The following is an 18321-nucleotide window of genomic DNA, read 5'->3' on the forward strand; positions in this document are numbered from 1 at the left end:
TTTACATCTACTAGTATATTCTTTTGGTCAGTAAAGGTCAAACGATATACTCATCAAAATCAACGTTTATTATTATGAAGAAAAACAAAAAAATGCTACAATTTTCTCATTATCAGAAAGAGAGTGATTCAATGATTTCTCGTGTCATCGGGTTCGAAAAAGGGTTCCCCCTTTCGAACGGAAACCATTTTGAAACATATGAAGTAATGCTTCCTAAATTAAATAGATTTGACCTTGTCGTAAAGAATCTGGCGGTCTCCATCAATCCAGTAGATACAAAGCTCAGACAAACTGGAAAAGGCACACCACAGCCTCACGTGTTAGGTTTTGATAGCGTTGGCATTGTGACTCAGGTCGGCAGCGAAGTTTCAACCATCGAGATTGGTGATCGCGTGGTATTCGCAGGCACAACAAAACGATTCGGCAGCTACAGCGAAAGTCAGGTGGTCGATTCAAGAATCGTTGCGAAATTACCAAACGGCTTTTCAACGGACGAAGCTGCCGCGATGCCTTTGACCTTTTTGACGGCGTATGAACTGCTTTTCGAAAAAATGAAGTTGGTTCCCGAAGAAAACCAAAACAACGGTGCCATTCTTATCATCAATGGCGCGGGTGGTGTTGGCTCAATGGCGACCCAATTAGCGAAATGGGCTGGATTGACAGTGATCACTACTGCCTCACGTAAAGAGAGCAAAGAGTGGTCCGAAAAAATGGGAGCTGATCATGTCATCGACCATCATAAGGATTTAACAAAGCAATTAAAAAAAATCAACTACAATTCTTTACCTTATATCATGATTCTTCATTCTACAGACCGTTATTTTGATGAGATGAGTGACCTGCTTGAACCCTTCGGACACTTAGGCTCCATCGTAGAATCCAGTAAGGATCTGAATATTGCTAAGTTAAAAAATAAATCCGGCAGCTTTGATTGGGAGTACATGTTCGCTAAGACAGATTACGACTACAACATTGCTTCTCAAGGTGAAATTTTAGCATTGATGATTCACCTGCTTCAAGAGAAAAAAATCAAAAGCACGTTGACCAAAATTATCCCAGGATTCTCACCAGATGTTTTTTATCAAGCGCATCAATTTGTTGAAGAAAACAATATGATCGGCAAACTTGTCGTACATTACTAAAAAAGAAGTGAACGAATTCAATCGTTCACTTCTTTTTTTGCTTCTTTTATTTCATGATTAATTTCTTTTTGCTTATTAAACAGTACATAAACCATTCCGATCAGAAATGGCAGCAAATAGGTGGCATACCGGTACAGCAACAATGAAGATACAGCATCTACTCTGCCTACGACATTTCTGAATAATAACACATAGACAAATTCAATGCCTCCGATCCCTCCCGGAGCGGGTAAGATCCCCCCGAGTATCACCGTAAAGCTGATCAGCGCCACAGTTAACCAAATATCAATATCCGGATAATCCTGAACTAGAATAAAGTAAGGCAGAAAATACCATGCTGCCAGCTTTGCCATGTTTGAGAAAAAAACACGAATCACTGCTTTTCGATCACGAATAAACGTTTGGATCGCGCCTCTTAACGAATAGACCTGATTGTTCACCTTATCAACAATGTCGCGAAGCTTTTGCCGTTTAAATATGCGATTACAAATCAGCACCAATACCACTTGCGCGTTGATATTCAAGCTTAAAAGTAACAAAATCGCCATAATCAGTAACGTGACCAGCATACCCGCTAATACCCAAAAGATGCCGTTTGCAATAACATCTTGAATCGCATCGCTTTTAACGATCAAAAAGAAGACGCCCCACACGATCAATGCCATTTTATAAGTGATCATGCGTAATGCACTGCTCCCTGTGCCTTCTGAATATTTCAGGCCCTTTTTGTGGTAATAAATTACCTCCGCGACGATCGAACCTGTACCAAACGTAATGACACGATAAAACGTCGAATAGGCGGAAGCAAAGAACCCATCACGGATGGTAAAGTCTGGATTGAATTCGCCAGCAATGTTTTTGATTGTGTAGCCTTCAATGATCTGACTGACAATCCCTAGACCTGTTACACCGATAAGCACCGGCAAGGATGTCTTTCCAAGTTCAGTAAAAATATCGCTTAAGGAATCACGGATCACAAAAATGATAATGCCGATCATCACAACAAACAATAAGATATTTAAAATCAATTTACGATTGATTGGTACGTTCATTTTTTAGCCTCATTTTTATCTTTATTGTTCTACCCTAACACATGCACGTAACCAAAAAAAGAAAAAGCCTCGAGTTTCCTCAAAGCTTTTCTCTGAAAAAATTATTTTGCGTTATTCTCAATAATCTTCACAATCACATCGACCGCTTTTTCCATTGTTTGTAATGAAACAAATTCATAGCGCCCGTGCATATTTTCTGCTCCGGCAAAGATGTTTGGTGTAGGAATTCCTAGGAAAGAAATCTTCGAACCGTCTGTTCCTCCGCGGATAGGTTCAATGACAGGTTTTACATCTACTTCCTCCATCGCCTTCTTCGCTAGATCAATGATGCTCATGTCTTTCTTGATGATTTCACCCATATTGTAATATTGATCGTACATGTTGATTTCCACACGCTCTTGATCAAATTGGCTGTTCATTTTTGATTGGATGTCCGTAATCATTTGTTTGCGTTCTTCAAATTTATCATGGTCGTGGTCGCGAATGATGTAGGTCATTTTCGCTTCTTCCACATTGCCGTCTAATGCTAATAGATGGAAGAACCCTTCACGTCCATCTGTTTTTTCAGGACGATCACTTTCTGGTAATTGATTATGGAAATCGATCGCCATTTGCAACGCGTTGATCATGGTATTTTTCGCTGTTCCTGGGTGCACGTTTTTGCCGTGCATCGTGATCTCTGCTTGAGCCGCACTAAAGGTTTCATATTGCAATTCACCAATTGGCCCGCCATCCATCGTGTAAGCGAAGTCCGTATTGAATTGTTTTACATCAAATTTATCCGCACCGATACCGATTTCTTCATCCGGACCAAAACCAACACGAACTTCACCGTGTTTGATCTCAGGATGAGCGATCAAATATTCCATCGCCGTCATAATTTCAGCGATCCCAGATTTGTCGTCAGAGCCAAGCAACGTCGATCCGTCCGTCGTGATCAAGGTTTGATCCTTGTAATTTTTTAAATTAGGAAAATCTTTTACGTTCAATGTATACTTGCCTTCAGCATCAAGTTTGATCGTTGATTCGCCATCATACTTCTCAATGATTTGAGGATTTACGCCTTCTGCATTAAAGTCTGCGGTATCCATGTGAGAAATAAAGCCGATCGTCCGCGCTTCTTTGTCAAGATTGCTTGGCAAAGTAGCAATCACATAGCCGTTATTTTCATTATAAGCAACATCCTTCATGCCGATTTCTTCTAATTCTTTCATCAGCTCTTTGGCAAATGCTACCTGTGTTTGTGTTGAGGGTGTTGTGGTGCTTGTCGCATCAGAACGAGTTTCTGTCTTCACATAGTCTAAAAAACGTGGTAATAAATTTTCGTACATCTTACTCTCTCCTTTAATGCTTATTTATTTAAATGAAAAAGGATTCGTGGACGTCTCAGACACGAAGAAATCAACTGTCCATTCTTCTTCATTTTTCCATTGTTCAAATAGAGCCACCATCTTTTCTTTGCACAATGACTCAATATAATGCCCCGGATCAATCACCAGCATCCCTGTTTCCTGCATGTCATGCGCGGTATGGTAATAGACATCTCCAGTAATGTATACATCCGCTTTCGCAGCCAAAGCATCGCGATAAAATTTTTCACCGCTTCCGCCACAAATAGCCACTCGCTTGATCGTTTTCTTCTCCGTATGAGGATAAACGACCCGTAATCCTTCCAACTGAAATGTTTCTTTTACCTTCTCAATGAAATCTTCCGTCGGCAGTGCTTCTTTCAATTCACCAATTCGGCCGATCCCAAATTTCTCGGTGAGATTATCTAACGAGTAGATATCATAAGCCGGTTCTTCGTAGGGGTGCGCAGCGAGCATTGCTTGTTCAACCGTTGCTTGTTTCGTTTCAGGAAAAATAACTTCGATTTTACTTTCCTGAACCTGTTCCGGCACGTTTTTCGATCCAATTGCCGGGTTCGCTTCCTCCGTTGGTGTAAAACGACCTGTCCCATTTACTGTAAACGAGGTTGCTTGATAATTTCCTTGTTCCCCCGCTCCAGCTTCAGCTAATGCTCGACGCATTTCTTTTGCGTTTTCTTGCGGAACATAAACAGCCATTTTTTTCATGGAGATCGTGTGCGTTTGGACCAAATAACTCGTATTGAAAACATCCAAGGCTTCGCAAAACCAATCATTCAATCCATTAGAAACAATATCCATATTGGTATGTGCCGCATAGACTGCGATGTCATGCTTAAGTAAATCTGCATACATCTTCGTTTGCACCTCATCCGTCGTCAAGCGAGAAACTGGACGAAATATCGGAGGGTGCTTCACGATCAACAGATCAATTTTTTTAGCGATTGCCTCTTCAACAACATTTGGACGAACATCAAGACTCATCATAATACGATCGACTTCTTTATCTAAGGTGCCGATATGCAAGCCAACAGGATCGCCATCTTCAGCTAACCACTCAGGACAATACTCGTTGAATCGTTGAATAAATTTATTTCCCTGCATGTGCAAGTACCTCCTTGATCCATTCGATTTCTTGCGCGACTTCACGGATTTTCTCCGCTACATCTTGATCACTTTGATGTAGGCTGTTTAAGATTCTCTCACTCTTAGATAATTTATATTGCCATTTTTCTAGAAATACTTCATTTTCTTCTCTCAACAAAATCGGCCCAAAGAACAACTCTTTTTCCGTGTACTCTGGAATGGTTTCTTTCTTTTCTGCAACGATTATCTCATAGACCTTCCGATTTTCCTCGAGGATCGACTCGTCAGTAATCGTATATTTCTCATCTACTAACCATTTTCGTAATTGCCGTTCACCAACATTTGGCTGCAAGATCAGTCGTTCTTCTCCAGATAGACGATTCTTTTCTTTTCCCCGTTGTAAAATATCGCGGATCAATACACCGCCCATACCGCAGATAGTAATAGCTGAAACATGGTCTTCCAGTTTTACGGCTTCCATTCCATCTGCAAGTCGGACATCAATTTTGTTTTCTAATCCGTTTTTTGCTACTTGCTTCTGAGCGGATTTATAGGGACCTACAACCACTTCCCCGGCGATACCATAAGAAATTTTATTTTGAAGCATCAGTGCCACTGGAAGGTAGGCATGGTCCGAGCCGATATCGGCTAATCGGGCATTTTGCGGAACAAATTCCGCCGCTTTTTGTAAACGAAGGGATAAATCTTTCGCGTTCATTTTTTCACATCCTAAAAATAATTATAACACTCCTTAAAAAAAGCGCCCTTAAAAAGAGCTAAATGACAGCGCTTTTTAATAGGGCGTTTCTCTTTTTCTAAGAAACTTTTCGCTTTTTAACCATTTCGACGGTTTTCACCAATCACGAATATTTCTTTACTCAAATAACGAATACGTTCCATGATTCTTTTGGCCTTTAACGGTTCTTCATCCCCGCGTTGTGTGACAGACAAATGTTCTTCCAACTCATCCATATTGAAATTTGAAGAAAAGAATGTTGGGAGTTGTTCTTGCATACGGTGCTGCAAAATAACACCTAGAACTTCGTCACGAATCCAAGCACTCATAGAATCGGCACCAATGTCATCAATCATCAAAATTGGCGCACGCTTCACTTCATTCAATTTAGGGCCCACTTTATCGTTTGAAATGGCTTGTTTCATTTCTCCAGCAAAAGTTGGAAAATGTAACAGCGTGGTTTCGAATCCTTTGACAGCCAGTTCATGGGCCACGGCTCCTAACAAGTAGGTTTTCCCTACACCAAATGTCCCCACTAAATACAACGCTTTATGAAACGACTTAGGGCTGCCCTCATACTGATTTATAAAATCTAAGGAAGCCTCCAGCGCTTCGCTTCGTCCTGAAGTGACTTCAAAAGTACGGATAGAGGCTTTACGAATATCTTTAGGCATATCCAAAGAATTCACTCGATTACGGATTTCCTCCTCGCGCTTCAAACGCAACAATTCATCGGTAGGTACATAAGTAACGTCAATAAAATGAAAATTCAAGCTTAATTGCGGTTCGTAGCCTGGTGCGATCATGGTTGGATCAGAGGCCAAGAATTTTTTCTTTTCTTGAACAAACTCGTAAAGCTTCGCAAAAGATTTTTCAATGTCCTCTTGCGTTAATTTTTCTTTGTGTTCTTCAATAAATTGACGAACATCCGGATCAGCCAAAACTTCTTCCATCATTTGACGGTAACGGCCATCAACTCCGCGGCTTCTAATGATGCGATTCAATTCTTTTCCTACATCTTCCATCAATCGTCACCTTCTTTACTCAAATATTCTGCTAATTTACGGTTCAATTCCGCTTCTTTTTCTGGCGTCAATTTTGTTTCTTTTGGCGGTTGCTTGATATGTTCCGGCAATGCCTCTTTACGACCCGCTCCACGCTTTTGGTAATTTGAACGAGAGGGTTGAGTCTTACGAACCAATTTTTGATTGTTCTGTCGGACATGCGCGATTGCTGCTTCCGGCGTTGTGATCTTCTTTTGCGCCCAATCGTTGGCGATCGCATTTAAATAATTCGCATTGATTACAGCTTGATTTTGGATCACCAAGATATAATTGATGATGATATTGATGACGCTCTTAGGGAGTAAATTTCTACCGATCAATTCCTCCAGCAATCGAACTTCCGTATTTGTTTCAAATCCGCCTTTTTCTCTTTTTATCGCTCTTAAGAAAGTGACCGGCGCGATTTTTTTGCTTTGTGTAATAATTTCTAACTCTTGCGGTGAAAAAGTCCCCGTCGTCTCTTTATTTTCAGTAACAGCTTCCGATGAAGCAGTAGGAATAATCGGCCGCTTCTCTTTATTGATCAATTGTCGCAAATAAGTAAAATTAACGCCTGTCTTCTCACCCGCCGCAGCTTTGGCAACATATTCTGCAAGGTCCAGTTCCCCTAAACCATAAAGAGTCTGGAAGGTCTGTAATTTTTCACGTTCATCAACAGATAAAATAAGATTGAATCGTTTCAATTGTTGGCTAAACAATGACCAATCAAAGTCTCTGGAATCTGAAAAATCATCCTGTGTTTTTTCCAGCAGCTCACTCTGGCTGTCAAAGATTTTCTCATCAAAACGGTAAACATCGCGAAAACGCTTCGTGATATTTTTAGCAGCGGTCGTGTCAAAATCCTTTGGCTTGAAACGCCCCACCAACCGTTCATACCGTCGCGTGCCAATTTTTTCTAATAATAAATAACCCATTAATGGATCTTGGAAAAATTTAACTGGGTACATCGGGGTCCTTAAATGATACAGCAGACTCAAGCCTATCTCATCATCCGTTTGCTGGTACGTGTCTAACAGACCTATTCCTTCAAGCTGTTCTCGTGCCTTGATCAAATTCATCATTCCAGTATCGACAGCAGCCAGCAAGTCTGTATGCATCAAACTAGGACTTTTTCCTTCGATAGTAATGTCACTTGCTAAAGTTAAATAGAGACTTAATGCGGCGCTGCCAATGATCGGCTGATACAAATAAAGCAACGCCTCTTGCTTACTTTGATCAAGCTGTGGCTCTCCAAAGACCGTGTAAAAGGTGCTGGGTTTTAGTTCTTCTGCCACTAAAAGCCTCCTACTCTTCATCCGTTGATTTCGCTTTATCAACGATCTCCTGTAATTCCTTCAAGAACACAGACATATCTTTAAATTGTCGATACACACTTGCAAAACGTATATACGCAATTTCATCCACTTCCATCAAATCTTCCATGACAAATTCGCCAACCTGACTCGTTGGAACTTCATTTTCACCCATGCTGCGGACGCGATTTTCCACGTGATCGACGATTTGTTCCATTTGCTCCATCGCGACTGGGCGTTTTTCCGCCGAACGGATCAATCCTCGTAAAATTTTATCACGGCTGAACTCTTCACGATCCCCGTTTCGCTTAACAACTAATAAAGGAGCTGCTTCGATCCGCTCAAAGGTTGTAAACCGAAACCCACAGCTTTCGCACTCTCTTCTACGGCGAATCGCTCGTCCGTCATCAGTTTGTCGACTATCGATCACTCGAGAATTATTATGATTACATCTTGGACAACGCATTGCTTCACCCACACTTTCTTACGTTTAGTTAAATTCACTGATTTTGTGAAATATATTTTGTTATATAGAACAATTTTTTAAAAACAACGATTCGCTGTGACATTAAATTTATTTGTTTATATAACATGAGTTTACCATAACCAGCGCGCTAAAAAAAGCGTCGTACTGCTACGACGCCGAATTCTTTAAGAAACAAATTTATTTTTTTTTAGCCAATCAAGGACTTGCCGCTGCGTTGTTTCTTTCGAGGAACAATTATCAATGATTACATCTGCTCGTTTTCTCTTTTCTTCTAAAGAAAGCTGACTGTTGATTCGTTCCAAGGCTTCTTTTTCTGAAAAATCATTTCTCATCATCAACCGTTGCAATTGTATTTCTGGAGTGACATAAACTACCGCGACCTGATCCATCATCGCTTCATACTTTCCTTCATATAATAAAGGAATGTCCACGATCACAAGAGGGCTTACGCGCTTAGCCACTTCTGTTTGTTTCGTAATTTCCTTCCGAATAAAGGAATCTAATGTTCGATTCAACAGGTTTCTCTGTTCTTCATCTTGAAAAACAATCGTTCCTAATCTTTTTCGATCTAGCGTGCCATTTTCTTTGATGATTTCCGAGCCGAAAACTTTTTTTAGAGCATGAAGTCCTTCCGTATCCGGTTCAACCACTTCTCTAGCAACAATATCCCCGTCGACAACAGGGAATCCTTGCTCTTTAAAAAGAGTTACCACCGTCGATTTTCCACTAGCGATTCCTCCAGTAATGCCTAAAACAAAGCTCATCTTTACACCTTCTTCAATTTTTGACAATGTGGGCAGAGATGCGTTCCTCTCTGAGCAACTTTGATCTTTATAATTGGTGTGCCGCAACGAGAGCAAGGCATACCCGTTTGTCCATAGACATGCAGCTCTTGTTGAAAATGACCTGCTTCTCCCAGCGCATTCAAATACGTCCGAATAGTGGTGCCGCCTGCTTCTTTGGCTTTTCCAATCACTTCAATGCTGGCTTCTCGTAAACGACGAACAGATTGCGCACTTAATGTATTGGCAGGCTGCTCTGGATGAATCTTTGCCAGCCATAACACTTCATCCACGTAAATATTCCCTAAACCTGCCACCACTTTTTGATTTAATAATAATGGCTTGATCATGGTTGAGGATTTTTTTAACTGCTGTTTAAAAAGCGCTAGATCGAAGTCTTCATCTGTCGGCTCCGGTCCCAATTGGGCCAAACCTTTGTACTCCTTGGCTGTCCCTTTTCTTAGCAACGCCATTCGGCCAAATTTTCGAACGTCATGATAGACTAGTTCTGACCCATCTGAAAAAATAAAGCGTACATGGCTGTGCTTATCTAGTGGTGTCGGCTGTTTAAAGTATTCATATTTGCCTTCCATTCTTAAATGGGAAACCATTTCATAATGAGTAAACTGAAAAATTAAATACTTTCCTCGACGTTGGACAGTTTCAATGGTCTCCCCGATCAACTGCTGCTGGAAAATTTCTACTTCTGGGAATTCAACGATTCTTGGCCAATAAACATCGACCTTTGCGATCGTCTTTCCTTTGACTAAAGAAACTAGCCCCTTCCTTACTGTTTCAACTTCTGGCAATTCTGGCATATCTATCATCCTAACTCTATTCTTTTATTCGATTTTATGAACTTGCTTGAGCCAGGTACGCCCTTCACATCTCTGGATATATTAACAGTGAAGCGGTACGTATCTTTATCTCGCAAAAAAAGCGCAAGTTCGTATTAACGGTACCATTTTTCTAAAAAAGCGAAAAATAATTTGTTTTCTCTAGAAAGAACAGGCAATCATTCTTATTCTAACATGCCCGCAGCAATTTATAATGAAGTAAAAAAGCTGGAATTTCTTCCAGCTTCTCACTATTTTGCTTCATACCATGTTTTGCCCCAATTGCTGTCCGTCAAAAGCGGCACATCTAATTGGACAGTATTTTCCATCACTTCTTTTACGAGTGCGTCTAACTGCTCTAATTCACTCTCAGGGACTTCAAATACCAATTCATCGTGCACTTGCAACAGCATCGTTGCTTGTAATTTTTCATCTTTCAAACGTTTTGCCATTTCGATCATTGCCAACTTCAAAATATCTGCAGCACTTCCTTGGATAGGTGTATTGATCGCCGTTCGCTCAGCGAAAGACCTAAGATTGAAGTTGCGGGCATTAATGTCTGGTAAATACCGTCGACGATTATATAAGGTAGCCGCATAGCCTTTATCTTTTGCTTCTCGAACACTTTCTTCCATGTACCGTTTTACATCTGGATAATTTTCGAAATACGTATCGATATATTCTTGAGCTGCTTTTCTGGTGATTCCTAAATTTTGTGACAAGCCGTAATCAGAGATCCCATAAACGATACCGAAGTTCACTGCTTTTGCATTGCGGCGCATATTCGGTGTTACCTCATCTTCAGAAACATTGAAGACACGCATCGCGGTACTCGTGTGAATATCCATTCCGTCACGGAAGGCTTGCTTCAAATGTTCATCTCCAGAAATATGTGCCAAAACGCGTAACTCGATCTGAGAGTAGTCAGAAGAATAAATCAACCAGTTTTCATCTCGCGGCACAAACGCTTGACGAATTTTTCTTCCTTCTTCTAAACGGATCGGGATATTTTGTAAGTTCGGATCAACTGAACTCAATCGTCCCGTTTGCGTTAATGTCTGAATATAACGAGTATGGATCTTGTTATCGCTTTGAATCACTTTCAAAAGACCCTCTACATAAGTTGATTGAATCTTAGCAATCTGACGATAGTTTAAAATATGCTCCACAATTGGCGCTTGCTCCCGTAATTGTTCCAACACATCGACTGCTGTGGAATAACCGGTCTTTGTTTTTTTGATTACTGGCAGATTCATTTTTTCGAACAAAATAACGCCCAGCTGTTTCGGTGAATTAATATTGAATTCTTCTCCCGCATCTTGATAAATCTTTTTTTCGATCTCTTGCAAACGTTTGGAGAACTCCCCACGCATCGATTGCAGCCGTTGCGCATCAACAGTGATCCCTGTAATTTCCATTTCAGCCAAAATACGTGAAAGTGGCAGTTCCATTTGATAAAACAGATCATCCTGTTTCTTTTCTTTCAACTCTTTTTCCAATTTATCATTTAAGAAATGGATCGCTTTGATTTTCCGTGCCAAATGTCCAAAGAAGACTTCACGATCTTCAGGGAGACCTTTTTTAGCGCCTTTTCCGTATATCTGTTCGTCTGTTTGGATCTCAGTATAGCCATAATATTGAGCGACTCCTGCGATGTCATTGCTATTATCGTTGGTATCTAAAAGATACGCCGCTAGTAAAACATCAAAATTGATACCTTCTGTTTTAGTAATGTAACGATTTAATGCAACATACGTGCGTTTTGCGTCATAAACTTTTTTACCGTTTGCAGTTTCCAGCCATTTTTTAAACACATCGCTATCAAAAAGCGCCAACTCGTCGGTCACATATATTTTTTCTTTGGTTCCCCAAGCAACACCCACAATATCCGATAGGTGATAATTGTCTTCTAACATTTCTACATATAAAGCTGAATCAGCGGTGAACATCTCTTCTGTAAATTCATCAACCACTTCAAACTTTATGTCCTCTAATTCAACTTCTTCTTCTTCAACATTTAATTTGCTCAAAAAGCCTTTAAAATCCATTTCCTTGAAGAATGGGATCAACTTGTCTAAATCTTTCCCGTTGTACGCTAAATCATCAATCGAAACATCCACAGGTGCATCTAGTTTGATGGTCGCTAATTCTTTAGAAAGAAACGCCTGATCCTTGTCATTGATCAAATTTTCTTTCATTTTACTTTTCTTCAATTCGTCAATATTTTCATAAACGCCTTCAACACTACCGAACTGCTTCAACAACTTGATCGCTGTCTTTTCTCCAACCTTCGTTACACCAGGGTAATTATCGGAAGTATCTCCCGCTAAGCCCTTCATGTCGATAATTTGATGAGGCGTTAATCCATCATATTTTTCAGCTACATGCTCAGGCGTGTAGGATTCGATCTCACTTACCCCTTTAACAGTGATATCTACTTTGATCTTATCCGTCGTTAACTGAGTCAAATCGCGGTCACCAGATAGGACAACTACGTCAAATCCCTCTTCGGCTGCGCGATGTGCGAGTGTGCCAATAATATCGTCCGCTTCATAATTATCGAGCTCGTAGTGCTTTACTCCTAAGCCTACTAATAATTCACGTAAATAGGGCATCTGTTCTCGGAATTCTCCCGGTGTTTTTGATCGCCCACCCTTGTAGTCAGAGTACATGGCTGTACGGAACGTCGTGTTTCCCGCATCAAAAGCTACTAATACATGTGTCGGTTTTTCTCGATCCATTACATTTTCAAACATGTTGTTAAACGCGTAGATCGCATTCGTGTGCAACCCATTCTTATTTTTAAAGCGCTCCAAAGAATTGTGTAAAGCAAAGAAGGCACGAAACGCAACACTATTGCCGTCTACTAATAATAATTTCTTTTCACTCATATACTCGACCCCTAATTTCTATTAATGTAGTTGATTTTTACAAAATAAATGCGTTTTTCAGCACATCAGTCATCATGTTCCAGCCATTTTTCTATGGCGATGATCTTCCACCCCTCATTTTAACAAAGTAATCTATGAAATGAAAAGAATGGAGCCATTTTTTCTCGGATTCTTTCTTTAATGCAAAAAAAAAGAGACGATCGCTCGTCTCTTTCTATTTACTACTTCCAAAAATTCTTAAGAATGAAATGAACAGATTAATGAAATCTAAATAAAGCTGCAGCGCCATAAAGACAGCCACACCATTTCCTGCCTCACCGTTCGTCCCTTGATAAATCTTTCGAATCATTTGATTGTCATACGCCGTGATCCCTGACATGACCACTACCATTAAAATGGAAATGAAGAAATCTACCGCACCACTACGTAATACAAACACATTTAGCAGCATGGCGATAATAATCCCGAACAGACAACTCAATGCTGCTCGTCCAACGCCCGATAAATCACGTTTAGTAAATGAACCTATCAGTGACATCACTAGGAATGTAGCAGATGCTGTAACGAATGCCTGAGTGACGGTACCAATATCATACATTGCCAAAGTAACTGCCAGCGTCAATCCATTCAACGCAGAATAAACGATAAATCCGCCAATTGCTAACGTGGGATTTTTCTGTGCTTTCACACCTAAAAAGATAACTAAGGCGATCTCAGCGATCCAGATTCCCCAGAAACCTAGCGGAAAATTATTGATAAAGCGTGCGACTTCACTGCTCCAAACATTCAATGTCACATATGAAATCACTGCACTAATACCGATTCCCATCGCTAGAAAGGCATAAATCTTTCCATAAAAACGATTCAAGCCATAAACTTGTGTTTCTTGATTATTCATTCAAATCATCTCCTATATGTGCCTGTGGCGGTTTCACCATTACCACTGCATCTAAAATACGTTTCTCTTCATTGTCGGTGGACTCCACCGCTTCAACAGAGATCGTAACAACATCTTTCATTTTATCCACTTTGATCACTTCAAACTCAAAGGTCAACGTTTCATAATGGAAAACTGGATCAATAAAATTGATAGAAAAATTCACGACATGAGAACCCGGTCCTGGTAAATGTTTTGAAATCGCACTTGTTATGATCCCCATTAACATAACCGATGGGACAAGTGGTTGTTCATATTCAGTTTCTTTTGCGTAATCATGTTGGATATACAAAGGATTGGCATCGTTTGTTAATCCTAAATATAAAAGAATCTGATTATCTTCGATTGATTCCGTTAACGATAACGAGTCACCTTCCTCAATTTCATCAATCGATTTGCCTATTTTCCGAGCTTTCATAGTATACAAATTCATTCCCTCCGTGTATTGTTCTACTCATTATTTTATCAGAAAGCAAGTAAAACACAAGCTTGTACCTTTTTTGTATTAATTTTTTGCGAAGATTAAAAAAAGAAGAGGACCCTCGACAATGGTTTGCCGAGGGCCGCTTACTATAACACGTTGCGTGTCGTATTACTTAATAGGTTTTCATAAGCACGTTCAAATTTTTGTACATCCCCCGCGCCCATAAATATAACTACTGCATTTTCATGGTCTAAAAGCGGCGACATGTTTTCTTCTTTGATTACTTGTCCGCCCTTTTGAATTTTCGCACCTAGATCTTCAATTTTCACGTCTCCAGCAACTTCGCGGGCAGATGAGAAAATATCACATAGATATACTTTATCCGCACGATCCAGTGCTTCAGCAAAATCGTCCATTAAGGCAATCGTCCGTGTGAATGTATGTGGTTGGAACACGGCGATCAATTCTTTTTCAGGGTATTTTTGACGAGCGGCATCAATCGTCGCTTTGATTTCAGCAGGATGATGCGCGTAATCATCGACAATGATCATATCCGCAACTTTCTTTTCAGTAAAGCGGCGTTTCACACCAGAGAAAGTCAGCATCTCATCTCTCACCTTGTCCATGTTTAGTCCTTCGAAATAGGCAACAGCGATAACTGACAACGCATTGAGAATGTTGTGTTTTCCAAATGAAGGAACGGAGAAACGTCCGATAAATTTTTCTTTATGGTACACATCAAATGCAGAACCATTCGTCGTACGAACGATATTCCGTGCTTGGATGTCGTCATTTTCTGACAGTCCATAATAATAAATAGGAACATCTGCTTCTAGTTTGCGCAGGTATTCATCATCACCATAAGCAAAGATACCTTTTTTAACTTGTGATGCCAATGTTTGGAAAGCTTCAAACACATCACCGATACTCTTGAAGTAATCAGGATGATCAAAGTCAATATTCGTCATGATGGAGTAATCTGGTGCATAAGCCAAGAAATGGCGTTGGTATTCGCAGGCTTCAAACGCAAAGAAGGTCGCATCTGGTACACCGTGTCCAGTCCCATCACCGATTAGATAGCTCGTAGGCGCTAATCCATTTAATACATGGGCAAGCAAGCCTGTTGTACTCGTCTTTCCGTGTGACCCTGTTACTGCGATACTCGTGTAAGGCTGGATAAATTCTCCAATAAAATCATGGTAACGAACGATTTCCAGACCTAGTTCTTTCGCTCGGGCAATTTCTTCATGGGTATCAGGAAACGCATTTCCTTGAATAATTTTCATACCCTCTTTAATGTTGTCTTTACTAAATGGCAAAATAGTAATGCCCGCTTTTTCTAAATCACGTTGAGTGAAGAAATAGTTTTCAACGTCGGAACCTTGTACACGATAGCCCTTTTCATGTAAAACTAAAGCTAATGAGCTCATTCCAGAACCCTTGATTCCAACAAAATGATAAAGTGTATCTTTATTATTCATTTAATCCTCTTCCTTATATGTACAAAATTGTTTGCGGTTCACATTATCATATAAATCCGTAAAAATAGCAATCTTTTATTCTTCAAGCTGTTTTTATTTCCTTATTTTTCAATCATCTTCATAAATTTTAGTTCTCCTTGGCATCTTCCACATACATACCTTTTCGTGTCGAGTTTTCGCCGACGAATGACTTCTTGTTGGCACTTTAGGCACTGGTACACTTGATACGTTTTCACAGCTAACGGCGGTGTAAACCGTGAACCTCCTGTCTGCTTCAACAGTTGTTTGAATTCTCTATCCTTGTGCTGATACCCTCGTCCAGCTATATGCAAATGATAATGACAAAGTTCATGCTTGATGATTTTGATCAATTCTTCTTCCCCGTATTTTTGAAAGACCAACTGATTGAAGTCCAAATCATGGCTATTTAGATGGTAACGACCACCTGTTGTTTTTAATCGCTTGTTAAATGTTGCTCGATGACAAAAGGGACGTCGAAAAAATTCCTGAGAAATCTTTTCGACGAGAACCTGTAACTCTTGATTAGTCATGATTGTCACTTTGAACCATTGTCAAACTGATTCTGCCTTTTTTGACGTCCACCGCTTCAACCCAGACAGTTACCACATCTCCGACCGATACAACGTCCGTTGGGTGTTTAACAAATTTTTTGCTCAATTTAGAAATATGGACCAACCCGTCCTGTTTTACGCCGATATCGACAAATGCACCGAAATCAATTACGTTGCGGACGGTTCCTTGCAGTTCCATCCCTGCTTGCAAATCTTCCATTGTCAAAACATCTTGGCGTAATAACGGTGCGGGCATTTCATCACGCATGTCACGACCAGGCTGAAGCAACGCTTGAAGAATATCTTTGATTGTTTCTTTTCCGATTTCCAGCGCTTGCTGCAATTGGCTTAACTGCAACCTTTTGATTTTCTCTGTTGCTTCTTCAGAGCCTAAAGATTTAAGCTCCACATTTGCTAGAGCCAAAATCTCTTTCGCACTAGCATAACTCTCCGGATGGATCGCTGTTGTATCCAAAATATTTTTTGCATCGGGAATCCGTAAAAATCCAATGGCTTGCTCATAAGCCTTCGGTCCTAAGCGGGGCACTTTTTTTAATTGCGGACGTGATGTAAACGCGCCATTTTCTTCACGATACGTCATAATATTTTGCGCAGTGGTCTTATTTAGTCCAGAAGCATATTGCAGCAACTGCGGACTCGCTGTATTGACATTGACACCCACTTGGTTAACGGCTGTTTCAACGACAAAATCAAGTCGTTCAGATAACCGTTTTTGCGAAACATCGTGTTGGTATTGCCCTACACCTACCGCCTTTGGATCGATCTTCACTAATTCCGATAAAGGGTCCTGCAAGCGTCGCGCGATGCTGACTGCACTGCGCTCTTCTACTTGTAATTCTGGAAACTCTGCGCGTGCTACATCGCTGGCAGAATACACGGAAGCTCCTGCTTCATTCACGATGACATAAAACACTTCTTGTTGTACTTGTTTCAACTGCTCTGAAACAAATAATTCAGATTCACGACTTGCTGTCCCGTTCCCAATAGCAACCATTTCGACGCCGTGCTTTTTGATCAACGCTTGAAAGGCTGGACCGGCTGCTTGGCGTTTGGCTTGAGGTGCTGGCTTATGGGGATAGATCACTTCGATGGCCAACACTTTCCCTGTTTCATCTACGACTGCTAATTTGCAGCCAGTACGGTACGCGGGGTCAAAGCCCAACACGACTTTTCCTTTTAAAGGAGGTTGCAAAAGCAAGTTGCGTAAATTCTCGCCAAAGATATTGATGGCTTGTTCATCGGCATCTTCGGTCAATTCGTTTCGAATCTCTCGCTCAATAGCAGGACCGATAAACCGTTTATAGCTGTCTTTATAGGCTTCTCGAACAAATTCTGCGGTGATTGCACGACTATTTTGTACCAGTTGGCGCTCCAAGTATTCAAAGACTTTGTTCTCTTCAACGACGATCGAAACCTTTAGAACCTCTTCTTTTTCCCCACGATTAGACGCTAATACACGGTGGGAGACCATTTTATTAATAGGCTCAGCGAAATCATAATACATTTCATAGACGCCCTTTTCATCCTTCTCGGCATCTTTGACTTTGCTTTGATAGACGCCTTTATTTTTCGTGAAGGTGCGAATCCATGTACGAAAATCCGGATTGTCACTGATTTGTTCGGCTACGATCTCATGCGCGCCTTGCAAGGCTTCATCTGCATTGGCGACATTCTCATTGATAAATTCTTCCGCTTTTGCATAAACATCGCCGTTTTGCGGAAAGCTTACTAAATACTCAGCCAAAGGTTCCAATCCATTTTCTTTGGCGATGGTTGCTTTTGTCCGACGTTTTTGTTTATACGGACGATATAAATCTTCTACTTTTTGTACTTTGACTGCTTTTTGGATTTTTTGTGCTAGTTCTTCCGTCAATTTTCCTTGTTCATCAATTAAACGCAGTACTTCCAGTTTGCGCTTCTCTAAGTTCTCTAAATAATTATAACGTTCTTCGATTTCGCGAATCTGGACTTCATCCAAGCTGCCTGTCATTTCTTTTCGGTAACGGGCGATAAAAGGCACCGTATTTCCGTCTGTCAATAAAGTTAAAACAACAGTGATTTGCTGTGGACGGTAATCCGTTAATTCTTTATTCAGTAATTGAATGATTTCTTGGTTTAAACCTTCTGCCATTTCCATTCCTCTTTTCATCC

General features: G+C 40.5%; 16 protein-coding genes. 1 reads left to right on the forward strand and 15 read right to left on the reverse strand.

The window, feature by feature from the left end; all coding sequences use genetic code 11:
• Nucleotides 1-131: 131 nt before the first annotated feature.
• Complete coding sequence (locus A5868_RS08800) at nucleotides 132-1142, forward strand: zinc-binding alcohol dehydrogenase family protein (RefSeq protein ID WP_086303730.1); 1011 nt, start codon at nucleotides 132-134, stop codon at nucleotides 1140-1142.
• 17 nt (nucleotides 1143-1159) lie between these two features.
• Here A5868_RS08800 and A5868_RS08805 read toward each other — a convergent pair whose 3' ends face one another.
• The 15 genes from A5868_RS08805 to A5868_RS08875 form a co-directional block, all read right to left on the reverse strand.
• Nucleotides 1160-2194, reverse strand: a complete 1035-nt coding sequence (locus A5868_RS08805; protein ID WP_086303729.1) for a lysylphosphatidylglycerol synthase transmembrane domain-containing protein — start codon at nucleotides 2192-2194, stop codon at nucleotides 1160-1162.
• 101 nt (nucleotides 2195-2295) lie between these two features.
• Complete coding sequence (gene pepT / locus A5868_RS08810; protein ID WP_086303728.1) at nucleotides 2296-3525, reverse strand: peptidase T; 1230 nt, start codon at nucleotides 3523-3525, stop codon at nucleotides 2296-2298.
• A gap of 24 nt (nucleotides 3526-3549) precedes the next feature.
• On the reverse strand, nucleotides 3550-4671 hold the full coding sequence (locus tag A5868_RS08815; protein ID WP_441316140.1) for a Nif3-like dinuclear metal center hexameric protein: 1122 nt from the start codon (nucleotides 4669-4671) through the stop codon (nucleotides 3550-3552).
• The gene (locus tag A5868_RS08820) at nucleotides 4652-5365 is read right to left on the reverse strand and encodes a tRNA (adenine(22)-N(1))-methyltransferase (RefSeq protein WP_086303726.1); all 714 of its coding nucleotides are present in this window, start codon (nucleotides 5363-5365) and stop codon (nucleotides 4652-4654) included. The genes A5868_RS08815 and A5868_RS08820 overlap by 20 nt, the downstream gene beginning before the upstream one ends.
• A 116-nt stretch (nucleotides 5366-5481) precedes the next feature.
• Entirely contained in the window at nucleotides 5482-6408 is a 927-nt protein-coding gene (gene dnaI / locus A5868_RS08825) for a primosomal protein DnaI (protein ID WP_010780657.1), read from the reverse strand.
• Nucleotides 6408-7721: a DnaD domain protein gene (locus A5868_RS08830; RefSeq protein ID WP_086303725.1), complete on the reverse strand. Its 1314-nt coding sequence runs from the start codon at nucleotides 7719-7721 to the stop codon at nucleotides 6408-6410. The genes dnaI and A5868_RS08830 overlap by 1 nt, the downstream gene beginning before the upstream one ends.
• A gap of 10 nt (nucleotides 7722-7731) precedes the next feature.
• On the reverse strand, nucleotides 7732-8205 hold the full coding sequence (nrdR, locus tag A5868_RS08835) for a transcriptional regulator NrdR (protein WP_010780655.1): 474 nt from the start codon (nucleotides 8203-8205) through the stop codon (nucleotides 7732-7734).
• Between the two features lie 185 nt (nucleotides 8206-8390).
• Nucleotides 8391-8990 carry a dephospho-CoA kinase gene (coaE, locus tag A5868_RS08840; protein WP_086303724.1) on the reverse strand — a complete coding sequence of 200 codons (600 nt, stop codon included), beginning with the start codon at nucleotides 8988-8990 and terminating at the stop codon, nucleotides 8391-8393.
• 2 nt (nucleotides 8991-8992) lie between these two features.
• A complete protein-coding gene (gene mutM, locus A5868_RS08845) occupies nucleotides 8993-9826 on the reverse strand; it encodes a DNA-formamidopyrimidine glycosylase (protein ID WP_086303723.1) in 834 nt (277 codons plus the stop codon).
• Between the two features lie 269 nt (nucleotides 9827-10095).
• The gene (polA, locus tag A5868_RS08850) at nucleotides 10096-12735 is read right to left on the reverse strand and encodes a DNA polymerase I (protein WP_086303722.1); all 2640 of its coding nucleotides are present in this window, start codon (nucleotides 12733-12735) and stop codon (nucleotides 10096-10098) included.
• 214 nt (nucleotides 12736-12949) lie between these two features.
• Entirely contained in the window at nucleotides 12950-13633 is a 684-nt protein-coding gene (locus A5868_RS08855) for a Bax inhibitor-1/YccA family protein (protein WP_086303721.1), read from the reverse strand.
• A complete protein-coding gene (locus A5868_RS08860) occupies nucleotides 13626-14105 on the reverse strand; it encodes a MaoC/PaaZ C-terminal domain-containing protein (RefSeq protein ID WP_044926163.1) in 480 nt (159 codons plus the stop codon). The genes A5868_RS08855 and A5868_RS08860 overlap by 8 nt, the downstream gene beginning before the upstream one ends.
• 137 nt (nucleotides 14106-14242) lie before the next feature.
• Entirely contained in the window at nucleotides 14243-15577 is a 1335-nt protein-coding gene (murC, locus tag A5868_RS08865; protein WP_010780649.1) for a UDP-N-acetylmuramate--L-alanine ligase, read from the reverse strand.
• Nucleotides 15578-15678: 101 nt separating this feature from the next.
• Nucleotides 15679-16128 carry a SprT family protein gene (locus tag A5868_RS08870; RefSeq protein ID WP_086303720.1) on the reverse strand — a complete coding sequence of 150 codons (450 nt, stop codon included), beginning with the start codon at nucleotides 16126-16128 and terminating at the stop codon, nucleotides 15679-15681.
• A complete protein-coding gene (locus tag A5868_RS08875; RefSeq protein WP_086303719.1) occupies nucleotides 16121-18301 on the reverse strand; it encodes a Tex family protein in 2181 nt (726 codons plus the stop codon). The genes A5868_RS08870 and A5868_RS08875 overlap by 8 nt, the downstream gene beginning before the upstream one ends.
• Nucleotides 18302-18321 lie beyond the last annotated feature (20 nt).

It is taken from the genome of Enterococcus sp. 12F9_DIV0723, from assembly GCF_002174375.1.
Taxonomy (GTDB): domain Bacteria; phylum Bacillota; class Bacilli; order Lactobacillales; family Enterococcaceae; genus Enterococcus_A; species Enterococcus_A gilvus.

Coding starts and splice junctions, on each gene's coding strand:
- A5868_RS08860 (WP_044926163.1), bottom strand. CDS start 14,105: ATGAATTTGTATACTATGAAAGCTCGGAAAATAGGCAAATCGATTGAT.
- nrdR (WP_010780655.1), bottom strand. CDS start 8,205: ATGCGTTGTCCAAGATGTAATCATAATAATTCTCGAGTGATCGATAGT.
- coaE (WP_086303724.1), bottom strand. CDS start 8,990: ATGAGCTTTGTTTTAGGCATTACTGGAGGAATCGCTAGTGGAAAATCG.
- A5868_RS08820 (WP_086303726.1), bottom strand. CDS start 5,365: ATGAACGCGAAAGATTTATCCCTTCGTTTACAAAAAGCGGCGGAATTT.
- pepT (WP_086303728.1), bottom strand. CDS start 3,525: ATGTACGAAAATTTATTACCACGTTTTTTAGACTATGTGAAGACAGAA.
- A5868_RS08800 (WP_086303730.1), top strand. CDS start 132: ATGATTTCTCGTGTCATCGGGTTCGAAAAAGGGTTCCCCCTTTCGAAC.
- A5868_RS08855 (WP_086303721.1), bottom strand. CDS start 13,633: ATGAATAATCAAGAAACACAAGTTTATGGCTTGAATCGTTTTTATGGA.
- mutM (WP_086303723.1), bottom strand. CDS start 9,826: ATGCCAGAATTGCCAGAAGTTGAAACAGTAAGGAAGGGGCTAGTTTCT.
- murC (WP_010780649.1), bottom strand. CDS start 15,577: ATGAATAATAAAGATACACTTTATCATTTTGTTGGAATCAAGGGTTCT.
- polA (WP_086303722.1), bottom strand. CDS start 12,735: ATGAGTGAAAAGAAATTATTATTAGTAGACGGCAATAGTGTTGCGTTT.
- A5868_RS08870 (WP_086303720.1), bottom strand. CDS start 16,128: ATGACTAATCAAGAGTTACAGGTTCTCGTCGAAAAGATTTCTCAGGAA.
- dnaI (WP_010780657.1), bottom strand. CDS start 6,408: ATGGAAGATGTAGGAAAAGAATTGAATCGCATCATTAGAAGCCGCGGA.
- A5868_RS08875 (WP_086303719.1), bottom strand. CDS start 18,301: ATGGCAGAAGGTTTAAACCAAGAAATCATTCAATTACTGAATAAAGAA.
- A5868_RS08805 (WP_086303729.1), bottom strand. CDS start 2,194: ATGAACGTACCAATCAATCGTAAATTGATTTTAAATATCTTATTGTTT.